Consider the following 12,521-nt stretch of genomic DNA (forward strand, 5'->3'; position numbering starts at 1 on the left):
CCACAACTGATCAACCAGGGACCAGGGGGTCAAATTTCCGAGACCCCCACGTGGTCAGTTTTCAGGAAGCCTTGACAACGTCAGCGCCGATGCCCGCACCCCGTGATCCACATCTAGGAGAACCATCCGCCCCGAACGGCGAACGTCGATCGTCGGCCCCTTGGGAGCCGACACCGGCCCCGGTTGAGGCAGCAGATCATCAACGACTTGCGCCACGCTCATCCGCACCATCGCCCCTCCTCCGTAGGTTGCTGGGCTCCCCTGGCGCGCCAGCATCAGAAGCGAAGCGCGCCAGGGGCCAGACAGGCAGTCCGGTCGTGTATGGCCCGCAGCCCCGGATCACCCAGGGATGAACTTCGCAGATCACAAGGGACACGGTTACCGCCCGCGAGGGACACCCCGGGACGTTCTACGATCAAAAGGTCCCTAACTCTCTGCGCCCTGGGAGCGACCGCGTGCCGAACGAGCGACTCCGTACAGCCCTGACCCGACGAAGCTGGACACCACCAACACTGGCGGAAGCACTCGGTGTGGACGCCAAGACAGTCGAACGATGGGTGACCAAGGGCCGTACGCCGCATAGGATCACTGCCATTAAAGCCGCTGGACTACTCGGCGAGGAGACGGATTACTTGTGGCCCAATGTGGGTAAGCGGCCCGCCATGGATGAAAAGCATGGCGAGGTTGTGTCGGTCTACACGGAACGCAGCGCCGTGCCTAACACCCTGTGGCTCTCTCTGTTGCAGGGTGCTACCAGATCGATTGACATCCTGGTCTACGCGGGTCTTCATCTACCCGAGGCCAATCCCTCTTGGATAAAGGAAATCGAGGCGAAGTGCAAGAAAGGGATTCCCGTGCGCATTGCATTCGGAGACCCGGAGTCTGTCGAGGTTTCGACGCGAGGAGAGGAGGAGGGGGTGGGACCTGGGATGGCCGCACGTATCCGCTATGCCCTTTCGTGGCATCAGCCAATTATTGGTACCGAGAATCTGGCGATCGGATTCCACTCCACGGTTCTTTATAACTCCATACTTCGCTTTGACGATCAGATGCTTATAAACCCTCATATCTACAGCATGCCGGCATTCCGTGCCCCCATAATTCATCTTCGGAAGATTCATGGGGGTCCGCTGTTTGAGACGTATGCAGAGTGCTTCGAGCGCGTATGGAGCAAATGCCGCCTTCTTGAGAATGGTGAGGTGTGATCGCCGTGGCCCGAACCGACTATCTCGATGATCCGGATGCGCCCAGAGCAAATAGCATCGTGCCAGCCGTGAGCGCAATCGTGACCGATGGCGACGGCGCTGTTCTACTGATTCGGCGGACGGATAACGGTTACTGGTCGATCCCAGGAGGAGGCATCGAACCGGGCGAGACCGTGCGGCAGGCTGCCGCACGCGAAGTCAGCGAAGAGACCGGGATTGATGTCGAAGTGACTGGCGTGATCGGGATTTTCTCGAACCCTGGTCACGTCGCGGCTTACGACGATGGCGAAGTGCGGCAGGAATTTTCCATCTGCCTGACAACCCGCAAACTAGGCGGAAATGTCAAGACCAGCAGCGAATCCTCGGAGGTAAAATTCGTTCCCGTTGGGGAACTGGAAGAATATGACATCCATGAGTCAATACGGGATCGAATCGCAAAATATCTGGAAGGGGGAGAGCCATTTATTAGTTAGGTGGCCTTTCCCGAATTAATGCGTCGGCGCCGGATGTCCCACTATGCGCTTCTTTGCAGGTTTGGTGTGCTTGGATGTTTGCGATTATTTCTTGCGCGCTACCGGGTGAAATAGCCGATGAGGATGCCGGCTGCGATGAAGGCGGGGGTGGTGACGGCGATGACGGTGATGATGTAGCGGCGGGGGATGTGGTCGCTGTCCCGGTCGTACATGTGTGCTCCCTTTTGTGGTGGTGGTCAGGTCGCGTAGGGGTTGCGGGGGCGGTAGCTGCTCGCGGGTGGGGGTGGGGGTGGTGCCATGCGGGGCGAGGCGTCGTGCAGCGCGGTGCGGCGACCGAAGGTGGTGTCCTCTGGAGTGCGGATTCGACGTTGTAGCTCGCTCGCAAGGTCGGTGAGGTAGGGACGCTCGTAGGCGCGTTTGAAGCGTTCGCCGCTTCGTTGGATCGCGATGCCGGCCCGTTCGCGGCGTTGGGTCTTGGTGAGCAGGACCGTGCGTCCGCCGGTGCTGTGTTCGAGTCCGTAGAGCGCGCGCAGTGCGCTGCGGGTGGGTTCGGGCAGGCTGTCGATACCGGCGATGATGACCTGGTGTGTGAGCCACGCTCCGGCGATGTGGTCTCTGGCGCGTGGCGCGATGATCTGGATCAGGTCGGGGACCGCGAGTATGAGGTCAGACGGGCCGCGTAGGCCCTGATCCACAGCGGTGCTGAGCAGCGTCACGAGCCGTTCGCCGGATACAGGCATGATCACTCCATTACCTGCAATCGCATATGCACGTGCATACGCCATTGCGTGAGGTGTTGCTCTCCATACTGGCAGTAACCTTTGATCGTTTCGTCCGGTCCGTGACGGGTCGACGTCGGTTCGGTGCCGGATTGGCGACCACCTGTCCGTCCACTGATCGTTTCGTCCGGTCGGTGACGCGTCCGTGTACGGATAAAAAACCGGTTTCTGTCTGGTTTGTGGATGCTGGGGTGTATGGATTCCGGGGCAGGATAGGCCGTGCCCGCCGAAAGCGGCCGGACGTGGCCACCGGCCGCAGTCGCGCGGGGGCTATTTCCCTACTTGTAGAGGGGTTCCCGGTGGCTATCCTGCTGATCTACTTTGCCCGGATCATTGGCAAGATCTTCCTAGGTGCCGCGATTCTTTTCGTGCTTGCCACGGCGGTGGAATGGATCGCCGTCCACGGTGCGCCGTACTTCGTGCTCGGCGCCGCGGTGTGGATGGTTCTGGTGCTGCTGCGGCGTGCGCGTGACTGACCGGCGGGCCCGGCTCGTGGTCTGCGCCGTGTTTGCGGTGTGGACGATCGTTCTTCTGTTCGGATCGATTCTTGTTCTGCGTTGTGCCGCGCGGCTCCTCCCATAGGGCCTTCGCTCTGCTCCGCTTCCCTCTCCCTGATTCTGTCCTTTCTCGCGGAAGGCGTATTTGGCATGCCGAAAAACAGTTCTCCGGTGCCCGGCGGGATTCTGCTGCTGTCTGATCTGGAGTTGCGCGCCGACGCGGCGCTTAAGCGTCACACGGACACCTACACCGCCACCTCTGTCCTGTCGCGCCTGGTCACACACATGATCGTCTCTGGTGGCGGGGGGTTGGACGAGGTCCGCGAGGCACTGGAAACGGTCCGGGCCGCGGTGGAGGAATACCGCCGGTCGACTCATCAGGTTTGGCGGGCGGCGTTTATGCGCTGGGCAGATGCCGCCGGGCTCGACGTCGATCTCGATGCCCTCATCGACAGTCCCGACACCCCCGGTATTCCCGGTAGTGAGAGTGAGGGTCGGTGACGTTGGATCCAGCGAGGGTGGTCAGTCCGGATGCGGCGGTGGGCCAGGACATGACCCGCATCGTGCTTTTGGTCGGTGCGCTGATCGTGGTGGCGATGGTGAGCCCGCGCATGCGGGTGAAGACGCTGGTTCCGTTGGCCTGCGTACTGCTCGGCCTGGCACTCGCCCCGGGCGGGGTGGTGCACACGGTGGAAAACGCGATCGGCGCGGCCGGTGGTTTCCTCCGGTCGCTTCCAATCGGCTTTCTGAAAGGACGCCGATGACCCTCGCCGTGATCGTGCTGCTGTGCGTGTGGGGAATCCTCGCCAACCTCACGGTCGCTCTGGTCCTGCTCTCGAAAATCACCGATGACCGCCGCGATATTGCCGACTGGCAACGCACCCAGGACATCATCAACGCCCGGCGGAATCCGTAACCGAATCGCAATTCATGATCGTCCGATGGGGCAGGGTGGGACCAAAGTCCCGTCCTGCCCCGTTTGGGGGAAACGCATGACCGATCACTCCCTCGGGTGGGTGCCCGACGACCTTGGGCGCGACGACGTTGGGCGCGACGTCCACCCCGGTTCCGATCTTGTCCCCTATCCAGGGGACATCCCTTCTGATGTTCAGTACGACGTCAGTTTCGATGTGGCGCTTGACGCCACCCCGGTCCACGCTGTGGCGTCGCTGCCGGTCGATCCGCTGCCGCCGTTGCCGGTGGCGGTCGAGCGCCGTCCGGTGATCCCTCTTCAGTTGCGGTGGGGCACGCTGCCGGCCACGGCGCGCCGTGCTGCGGGCCGGTGGCGGCACATCACGGCCTATCACGCCGTGCGGGCCCCCTGGTACGCGCTGGTGATTCTGCGGGCCGCGGTCGTGGGCGCGGCCCGCACGGCGGACCGGGTGGCCGCGTGGGCGACGATGCGCGATACCGACCGGCTCATGCGGTCCGCGGTCGACGGGGCGGACGCGGCCACCTGGCTACGGTTGTCCAAGGAGCTACGGGCTACCCGCCAAGTCCGTGGTATCGCGGTGGCCGCTGGTGTCGGCGGGCTGGTGGCCGCGTGGACGCTGCTGCTTCCCGCGCTTGCTGGGCCGTGGCTTGCCCTGATGTGCGCGGGAGTGGTCGGGGTGCTGGCGCGGGCCGGACGTGCCCCGGGGCGCCCCCTGATCCCCCCGGCGGTGGTCACCCCTCGGTTCCGCCGACTGACTGCCGATATCGTGCTACGCGCCTACTACGCGGCCCGACTCGGCAGCCCGGACAAACCCGACCAGAAAATCATGTTCGGGTCGCCGATGGCCCGGGACGGTGACGGATCCCGTGTCACGGTTGATCTTCCCTATGGGAAAGGGCTCCCGGACGCGGTGCGCGCCCTCCCGCAAATCGCCTCAGGCTTGGATGTGTCCACCGCGCAGGTTTTCATCTCGCGGGACGAGTCGAGCGTGAGAAGGCATGTCCTGTGGGTCGCTGACCGTGACCCGCTGGCGGTCCCGGCAGGACCCACACCGCTGCTGACAAAGAAACCCACCGATATCTGGTTCCCCGCGCCGTTCGGCGTCAACGAGCGGGGGCGGCCGGTCTCTTTGAGCCTGATGTGGAACAGCATTCTCGTGGGCGCGCAGCCACGGCAAGGAAAAACGTTCACGCTACGGTCTCTGGCGCTGTACGCGGCTCTGGACCCCTATGTGATGATCTCGGTGTTCGATGGGGGTGGCAAGCCTGATTGGAGGCCGTTCGCACTGGTAGCAGACCGATGCGCGTTCGGCCTGGCTCCTGACGTGGCAGGGGATCCGGTCGACCTTCTGCTGTTCACGCTGCGGGACATCAAACGGGATGTGCAACGCCGCTATGTGGACCTGTCGAAGCTACCGGCGAACCTCTGCCCGGAAGGAAAGCTTACCCGGAGCCTCGCCCGTGATCCCGACTACGGGATGCCTGTGCGGATGCTTCTTTTGGACGAGTTCCAGGAATATTTCAACACCGGAAACTCGGATGCCGACCGGGAGATAGCGGAGCTTCTTGTCTATCTGATCCGGGTGGCACCCGCGGCCGGGGTCATCCTCGGCACCGCCACGCAACGCCCGTCCGGTATTGGCAGCAGCGGGGAAATCTCCCGAAGATTTACTGATTTCCGCGATAATCATATTGTTCGATTTTCGCTCCGGACCGGATCATGGCAGGTCAGTGATTTGGTGCTCGGGTCCGGGGCGTATACGGAAGGTTTGGACTCCTCCACGCTGCTGCCGCAGCACAAAGGCGTCGGAATCTTGCGCGGCGCCAGTGATGAGAACCCGACCGTGCGTACGTATCTGGCGGATGCCCAGCACGCGGACACGATCCTGAACGCGGCCCGTGGACACCGGCAGGCCGCGGGCACCCTGACCGGTCAGGCCGCGGGCGTTCCCGTGCCCGGTCCCGCACGGGATGTCCTCGCCGATGTGCGGGCCGCGTTCCAGGGTGAGCCGGGCCTGCACTGGGCCGAGCTTGCCGCCCGTCTCGCCACCGCGCTGCCCGACGTCTATGGACAGGCGAACGCGGAAGTGGTCAGTGCGCAGGTACGCGCCTTCGGCGTGCCCAGCGTCGACGTCAAAAGACACGGCCAAGTCCTCAAAGGTGTCCGCGTCGACGCGATCGACGCGGCATCACAGCGGGCGGTGGGTAGCGCCACAGACGCGACCAGGTAGCGGCCACGCATCCATGCCCGCGGCCCGCTCACCCCCACTGACCAGCGTCAACACCCACCGGTCGCGGTAGCCCCATCTTCGCGCTCCCGCCCGCAACCGTCGAAAGCCGGCCCCACCCGACCCCCGGCCACAGCTACCGCAACCCCGCCGATTCGTGTTGGTGCGACGAAAGGCATCCCGGTGGCCCACTCCGACACCGACGATCCCAACGACGCGGTGGGAGACGAGGGCGCCCGCGAGGAACGCGACGCCATCCGCCGCGCCGTGCGCGCGCTGCCCCCGATGACCGACGAACAGATCAGCCAGATAGCCGCGTTGCTGTCCCTGACCCGCACCCGCCGCTCCCCACCGGCCCACGGCTAACCCGTTCGAGGCCACCGGCACGAGAAGGGCCTGCCCACCCCCGAGAGGGTGGGCAGGCCCTTTCGCGACACGGGCTTATCCGGCGACGGTCGGCACCGGCAACGCCCGGATCTCGTCCTTGCGGTGGCAGTACTCCCGCACCTTGGACGGGCTCACGCCCAGCGCCCGGCCGATCTCTTCCCACGTCGCTGGCGGGGTCTGCCCTCGTGCGTCGAGGATCGCCTGCCAGCGCCATGTGTCCAACGCGTCGCTGAGCGCCGTGGCCGCTGCCATCGCGTCCAGCGGTCCGGCCGCACCAGGCGTCCCCGAGTGTCCGCACCTGCGGGACTGTTCATCGCCCGACCAACTAGACCACGTCTCCAACAGATCAGCCAGCGCGCAGTCGCCCAGGGAGGTCACCCACCGGCCGCTCATGCCACCGTCTCCGTTCCGGTGGGCCCGGCGGTGACGAGGGGTACCCCGCCGCGGTGCGGGCTGTAGACGACCGTGAACCCCGCCGCGTCCAACACCCCCGCTACCGCGGTGGCCATCAGCGGGGCAAGGTAACGGTCGGCCGGACCAGGATGCGTGGCCATGCGCACGTGCGCGGCCCACCACACCCCCACTCCGGGGGTTGGCAGACGCGTCGGAGCGAGCAGCACCCCGCCGTTCGGCCTGCCCCTACCCGTGGTATCCGCGACCGGGAGTCCGGCAAGCACCAGGATGCGCGCGACCTCCACCGTCAACTTCGCCACCGGATCCCGGTTGGCGTCCACCGGCATGTCATCCTCGTCGCTCAACGCGGCGACCGCCGCCGTGACGACCCGGCCGAACGCCATGTCATCGGGCGCGGGACGGCTGGTCAGAACACCCGCCGCGCCGACCGTGCCGTAGGCGACCGAGCTTCCGTCTCGCTCCGTGAGAGCGCCCACCGCATCCGCCCGACTGTCCCACGGGCCAGAGACAACCACTCCGCCCGCGACCACCCAGAACGCGGCCACCGGCAGTCGAGCGTGCCGCGCCCGAAGCCGCATCAACCTGTCCGCCACAGGAACAGGCGGGGCCACGGGAAGCCCCGTGTCCGGGACCCAACCCCCGCCGGTCCGGGCCAAGGTCCCCGAACTCCCACCGGCCGCCACGGTCGAAGACTCCCCGTCCGCGGGGACGGCCGCGGTGGCGGGGCGGAAGGTCACCATCAGCGTGTGGCGGGTCCCGGTGAAACCCGTGAACATCACCTCGTCCGGAAGCGCCCGCGCAGCCCCGATCACGTCACGGGGACGAGCATCGGGCCGAATCACCAGCCGGACACCGTCCGCCCCGCGGTCGACGTAGGCCATGCCCCCGCTGGACGGCTGGTCCCGGTCATCGTCGAAAATCGACATGGGTTCTCAACTCCTGCTTGCGTCAGGAATGGGGATCAAGGACCGGGGGTGGCGTTGGCGCGCCATCCTCGGTCCGCCCGCCCGTATCCGGGCGGGACCTCATCAACCCCGCGTACGGGGGGTCTTACCGGTGGTGCTCCGCGGACGGACGGGGTTCAGGGCATACCGGCCCGGGAGCATCCCGTTGCGACCGTCACCCCCACGGGCCGCGATGCTCTCGACCACCTCACCAGCCGTCATCAGCATTTTCAGCCGCGCATACACCCACGAATCGGACATGCCGGTGGCCTCACACAACTCTTTGACCGTCTTCCCGGCGGTGGTGGCTGCCAGCGCCTCGTAAAGAACCTCGGCCGGATGCTGGCGCACCTCGATCCTGCCCACCGCGCCATCCCAGACGAACCGGGCCGCACTGGCATCGCCATGCCGGTACGGCGGCAGCAACGTCAACACCGGAAACGCGATTTTGATCATCGATCGTAGCTGGTCCAGATCACCATCGCGCTCCGCCGCGTCCCATTCGGCCGCGATATCAGCGCCCAACAGCGACGGATCGGCCGGTTCATCTAGCTCCGACCTTCGGGCCTCAAGCTCCGCGACCCGTTCCAAGATCGGCTGCATTGCCGTGTTGACCTTCTTCGCGCCCCACGTCTTCGTGTAGCCCGCGAGGGTCGTGGCCTGCTCGTCGAGGAACGCCAACTCTCGATCAATCTCGGCGCGCTCCGCGGTCACCGCATGGATCCGCGTGGCGATCTTCTCTGAGTAGCGCGGGTCCGACAGACGCGCGATCGTCGCGATCTTCACATGCTGTTCCGCGGCCCGCGCATCGATATGGTTACGGCCGCAGCCGGACGTACCCGCCTCACGGCGGCACCGGTACTCCCGCTTCTGCGACCCATCCGGATACGGCGGCAGCTTCGCCCGCGGGGTACCCAGAAGCCGGTGACCGCACGGGCACAGCATCAGGCCCGACAAAATATGCCGCCGTCCCGGCGGACGGCCCGTGCGCCGGGCGTCCATCACCGCGCGCAAACGCCGCCAGTTCTCCACCGACACGACCGGATCGAAATTCTCCCGCGCACCGAGTTCGTCACCCGCCACCTCGATGATTCCCGCCAGCGCCGGCCGTACAAGGGAACGCACGAGACTGTTGCGCGTCCACAGATTACCCTCAACCGTCCGGAAACCCCGCGCGTTGACCTCCCACGTCAACGGCGAAACACCCACCTGCCCCGCAAGCAGACGCTCATAGCATTCCCGGATCAGATCCTGCTCGGCCCGCAGAACATCCGCATCCACCGGTGTCCGAGGATCACCCGGCTCCCAGCCCGGCGGATTCGGAAGATAACCCGGCATCCCGAACCCACGCTGACCCCCGTGCGGATCCTTCCCGCGCCGCGCCTTCCGCCGCTTACCGCGCTGGACACGCTCTGAAATCTTGTCGGACTCGGCAGCCGCATCCACCATTTCTTTACGGAAAACCCGCCTACCCTCGGCGGTGGAAAGATCATACTCGCCGGAATGCGACCACACCAGGCAGCCATTCCGCGCGGCATCAACCAGACGCTCCCCCTCCTTAATCTTCCGGGAGAAACGCGTGATATCCAGCACCCACACCCCTTCGGAAACACCCGACTCAAGGCGTTCCATAAGGCGAAGCCACTCCTGGCGGACCGTTTTTGGGTTCCACGCGCTCTTCGCGTCATCCCGGAAAATCTCACCAAGACAGCCCCCACGCCGCTCGATGTCCTGCCTACCGATCTCGACCTGCTCGTCGACGTTGATGATCGACCCGTCGGAGGCATAGCTCAACCGCCCGTAAAGATCAATCAGTGGGCCGTCGCGGTCGCCTGCCTGGTCAGGGGGATGACCGCTTGCAAGCGATCTACGCTGGTTCGTCGCCATGCCACAGACGCTACTAACGACGCCCCACCCCATGACGGCGGCCGATCACAATGCGGGAACGCGCAACAACGATCCCGCGCCACCAGCGCCCTACGAATATGCGGCGGAACAATCCTTTCGGACCGGCCCACATCCAGGGGAAGACCATCCGGACCAAGGATAATACGGCCGACCTCCGCATCGCAGGAAATTCGCCGCACAACCTCCCGAGGCAGAGGAAGACCCCAGCCGGTCATAGCCGGCTCGCCTCCGTCACCGAGAAGAACATCCCAACCGATGACAACCGTCAGATGCGGACGGGTACCCCCGGCCGACGGGCCGACATTCGCTGACAGACCCCGGCGAACGAACTCCACCAGCGCATCGGCGCGACGCCGGGCCGCACCACGCGGATCCCGAACCCCGTCGCCCTCCGCGGCCGGCGCGGACAACCGATCCAACGCCGTGCGCAGCAACGCGGCACCCTCGGCGTCAAGCTCCCCACGGAGGAGCATCGTGCCCTCGGCGGTGTCGAAGAACGTCAGCCGCCGCACGGCCTGCGGATCAGGCCTACGCCACACATCCTCATCACCACGTCCGTGACCGGCCAGACCACCGCCACCGTTACCGTTACCGGCATCGTTCCCGGCACCAGCATCAGCACCGTTACCAGCGCAGTCGCCCTCGCCGCCGTTGCGAGCTCGCCCGGGCCTGGACCGGCGGCCGTGCTCACCGGTACGACCGTCCCGCTCGGGATCGTCCCCGCCCGGGGAACAGTCCACCTCGGTGAGCCGCTCCCGCATCCGCAGAGCCAGCTTCTTCACCTGGTTGACGTCGACCAGACCGGCATGCTCCAGCAGATACGCCTCGGCACGGACACGCGCCTGTTCAGCGAGCCCCTCAGGCAGAGCACGCAACCCAGCCACGATCACCTGGGCATGCCCGGGACTGATCCGCGCCTGCGCCAACGCCTCCCCCGTGGCCCGAAACGGGCCCTCCACCGTGTCCCGAGCCAGCTCGACCTGCCTTCTCGCCTCATAACGAGGCAACAGCATCCGGTCCCCCAGCCAACCAGCCAGATCAGCGGCACCGTCACTGGCAGCCAGCCCCCGCGCCCGAGCCTCGACAAGAGCATGGCCACGAACCGCCACCATCCGCGACCCCAGCTCATGCATACAGAAAAGAACCTCAGCGACATCATCACGAGACCAGCGCCAGGTCTCCGCCGACAACAGTCCACCCACCGCCTGGGCAATCACACGAAGATGCTCCGCCACCCCCACATCGCCCGCCAGCACCCCGCCGGCGGCATCACCCACATCGACAGCGACTCCCCCGGAGCCCGAAAGCCTGGAATCAACAGAACAACCAGTCTCCCTACCCGCAGAGCCACCATGACCGGCGCCGCCTGGCGGCGCAGGGCCAACGACATCATCCGAACGAAAATACATGATCAGAGCATAACGAATGACAGGGCAGATGTCGAACACCCGTTCGGATTATATGGATATGGTCAGGCTGATTACGCACCCCCCGATCGGACTAGACGCCCCTCGGCCCCTCTCCGACATCGGAAACCATTCGGGGAGCGCGGCCCCCGAATCACGGATGTCAACGGGATGTCAATACCAAGGCCGGAGCCCGAAGCGAACACATCGCCGAGCCAAGGGCCAATTTATGCGGGGATGAAGAAAAACCGAGCCCGAGCCCAGAACTGGGACACTGGAACTGGGACACTGGAACTGGGACCGAACGCAGCGCTCAGCGCTCGTAGTCGTAGCGGAACAGGCCAGCGGAACTCGCCACGATGACACCGAGGCCAAGGTCGGCGGGCAGCCAGGCACAGGAACGGGCGGCGCCGTCGAATCTCATCAGGGTGGTCGGGCGCCACGAAGCCGTGTCCCAGATCCACAGAGCGCCCTCACCCCCAGCGGTCGCGAGCAGCGTGCCATCCGGGGAGAACCGCGCGTCACGGACAGTGTGGGTGTGCCCGGTCAGGATCGCGGCGGGACGTCCGTCGTCCACCTGCCACACTCGCACGGTGTGGTCCGCACCGGCCGTGGCCAGCAGACGGCCGTCCGGTGCGAAGTGCGCGCCGAGCACACCGTCGGTGTGACCGGTGAGCTCACGGCGACACTCGAAGCGTCCGGATGCCGTCCATAGGCGGACGAGACGATCTCGGCCGCCGGTGGCCACCCAGCGGCCATCGGGGCTCACCGCGCAGGCCACGGCCGAACCAGCGTGGGCGGGCAGGGCCGGGGCCAGCGGCCGGCCGCTCAGCGCATCCCAGCGCCACAGCGTCCCGTCACCACAGCTGGCAGCGATCCAGGTGCCGGTGGGGTCGACGGCGAACGTCTTGATCTCGTCGTCGGCAGTCATCGTCGCGAGCACCTTGCCGGTCACTGGATCGACCCGACGCAGCTCGGCGAGATCGCCGGGCACGATGACCCAGGACGCGTCCGGCGCCACTGCGGCGCCGCGCACGACGTCGACCCGGCCAGTGAGCGTCACCCTGGTCGGTTCGCCAGTATCAAGATCCCAGACGGCAGTGGTCCCCGCATCGGTGTATGTGACGACCACGCCGCGCCCCAGCCCCATCATGGCCCGGACCGGTCCGGAACCACCTGTTGCGGTACTGGTCACCTCCCCATGGCTGTCCTCAGGCACGGCAACGTCACCAGGACGAGCGCCGCCGAGGGTCACCGCACCTTCGACCGGCACCGCACCTTCGACCGGCACCGCACCTTCGACCGGCACCGCACCTTCGACCGGCACCGCACCTTCGACCGGCACCG

Annotated in this window: 14 protein-coding genes; 8 read left to right on the plus strand and 6 right to left on the minus strand. The window is 65.8% G+C overall.

The annotated features are described in order from the left end of the window. The first annotated feature begins 455 nt into the window (after positions 1–455). Positions 456–1,205 carry a helix-turn-helix domain-containing protein gene (locus tag MXD95_RS05910; RefSeq protein ID WP_250639519.1) on the plus strand — a complete coding sequence of 250 codons (750 nt, stop codon included), beginning with the start codon at positions 456–458 and terminating at the stop codon, positions 1,203–1,205. Then, entirely contained in the window at positions 1,202–1,678 is a 477-nt protein-coding gene (locus MXD95_RS05915) for an NUDIX hydrolase (RefSeq protein ID WP_480024023.1), read from the plus strand. The genes MXD95_RS05910 and MXD95_RS05915 overlap by 4 nt, the downstream gene beginning before the upstream one ends. A gap of 236 nt (positions 1,679–1,914) precedes the next feature. On the opposite strand, the gene MXD95_RS05920 is transcribed toward MXD95_RS05915, so the two are convergent. After that, positions 1,915–2,418, minus strand: coding sequence for a hypothetical protein (locus MXD95_RS05920; protein WP_250639520.1), 504 nt, complete (start codon positions 2,416–2,418; stop codon positions 1,915–1,917). A 338-nt stretch (positions 2,419–2,756) separates the two neighbouring features. Here MXD95_RS05920 and MXD95_RS05925 point away from each other — a divergent pair, with 338 nt between their 5' ends. From MXD95_RS05925 to MXD95_RS05950, 6 genes are all read left to right on the plus strand, one after another. After that, positions 2,757–2,933, plus strand: coding sequence for a hypothetical protein (locus MXD95_RS05925; RefSeq protein WP_250639521.1), 177 nt, complete (start codon positions 2,757–2,759; stop codon positions 2,931–2,933). A 171-nt stretch (positions 2,934–3,104) separates the two neighbouring features. Then, positions 3,105–3,455 (plus strand): hypothetical protein, encoded by a 351-nt coding sequence (locus tag MXD95_RS05930; protein ID WP_250639522.1) that lies wholly within the window; start codon positions 3,105–3,107, stop codon positions 3,453–3,455. 17 nt (positions 3,456–3,472) lie between these two features. After that, positions 3,473–3,718 (plus strand): ABC transporter permease, encoded by a 246-nt coding sequence (locus MXD95_RS05935; protein ID WP_250639523.1) that lies wholly within the window; start codon positions 3,473–3,475, stop codon positions 3,716–3,718. Beyond that, positions 3,715–3,870, plus strand: coding sequence for a hypothetical protein (locus tag MXD95_RS05940; protein WP_250639524.1), 156 nt, complete (start codon positions 3,715–3,717; stop codon positions 3,868–3,870). The genes MXD95_RS05935 and MXD95_RS05940 overlap by 4 nt, the downstream gene beginning before the upstream one ends. A 76-nt stretch (positions 3,871–3,946) precedes the next feature. Then, a complete protein-coding gene (locus MXD95_RS05945; RefSeq protein ID WP_250639525.1) occupies positions 3,947–6,118 on the plus strand; it encodes a cell division protein FtsK in 2,172 nt (723 codons plus the stop codon). Between the two features lie 180 nt (positions 6,119–6,298). After that, positions 6,299–6,481: a hypothetical protein gene (locus tag MXD95_RS05950; protein ID WP_250639526.1), complete on the plus strand. Its 183-nt coding sequence runs from the start codon at positions 6,299–6,301 to the stop codon at positions 6,479–6,481. A 75-nt stretch (positions 6,482–6,556) separates the two neighbouring features. Here the strand turns inward: MXD95_RS05950 and MXD95_RS05955 are convergent, their stop codons facing one another. The 5 genes from MXD95_RS05955 to MXD95_RS05975 form a co-directional block, all read right to left on the minus strand. Beyond that, positions 6,557–6,754, minus strand: a complete 198-nt coding sequence (locus MXD95_RS05955; protein WP_250639527.1) for a hypothetical protein — start codon at positions 6,752–6,754, stop codon at positions 6,557–6,559. Between the two features lie 137 nt (positions 6,755–6,891). After that, positions 6,892–7,842 (minus strand): hypothetical protein, encoded by a 951-nt coding sequence (locus MXD95_RS05960; protein WP_250639528.1) that lies wholly within the window; start codon positions 7,840–7,842, stop codon positions 6,892–6,894. Between the two features lie 102 nt (positions 7,843–7,944). Beyond that, entirely contained in the window at positions 7,945–9,747 is a 1,803-nt protein-coding gene (locus MXD95_RS05965) for a recombinase family protein (protein ID WP_250639529.1), read from the minus strand. Further along, positions 9,672–10,901 carry a DUF222 domain-containing protein gene (locus tag MXD95_RS05970; protein WP_250639530.1) on the minus strand — a complete coding sequence of 410 codons (1,230 nt, stop codon included), beginning with the start codon at positions 10,899–10,901 and terminating at the stop codon, positions 9,672–9,674. Before MXD95_RS05970 ends, MXD95_RS05965 begins: the two co-directional genes overlap by 76 nt. Before the next feature lie 586 nt (positions 10,902–11,487). Then, positions 11,488–12,369, minus strand: coding sequence for a WD40 repeat domain-containing protein (locus MXD95_RS05975; protein ID WP_250639531.1), 882 nt, complete (start codon positions 12,367–12,369; stop codon positions 11,488–11,490). Positions 12,370–12,521 lie beyond the last annotated feature (152 nt).

The sequence above is a fragment of the Frankia sp. AiPa1 genome (assembly GCF_023243075.1).
Taxonomy (GTDB): Bacteria; Actinomycetota; Actinomycetes; order Frankiales; family Frankiaceae; genus Frankia.

Bases quoted from the DNA above. Each gene is read 5' to 3' on its own strand.
- MXD95_RS05960 (WP_250639528.1), bottom strand. From the start codon at position 7,842: ATGTCGATTTTCGACGATGACCGGGACCAGCCGTCCAGCGGGGGCATG.
- MXD95_RS05930 (WP_250639522.1), top strand. From the start codon at position 3,105: ATGCCGAAAAACAGTTCTCCGGTGCCCGGCGGGATTCTGCTGCTGTCT.
- MXD95_RS05945 (WP_250639525.1), top strand. From the start codon at position 3,947: ATGACCGATCACTCCCTCGGGTGGGTGCCCGACGACCTTGGGCGCGAC.
- MXD95_RS05920 (WP_250639520.1), bottom strand. From the start codon at position 2,418: ATGCCTGTATCCGGCGAACGGCTCGTGACGCTGCTCAGCACCGCTGTG.
- MXD95_RS05965 (WP_250639529.1), bottom strand. From the start codon at position 9,747: ATGGCGACGAACCAGCGTAGATCGCTTGCAAGCGGTCATCCCCCTGAC.
- MXD95_RS05970 (WP_250639530.1), bottom strand. From the start codon at position 10,901: ATGCATGAGCTGGGGTCGCGGATGGTGGCGGTTCGTGGCCATGCTCTT.
- MXD95_RS05955 (WP_250639527.1), bottom strand. From the start codon at position 6,754: ATGGCAGCGGCCACGGCGCTCAGCGACGCGTTGGACACATGGCGCTGG.
- MXD95_RS05940 (WP_250639524.1), top strand. From the start codon at position 3,715: ATGACCCTCGCCGTGATCGTGCTGCTGTGCGTGTGGGGAATCCTCGCC.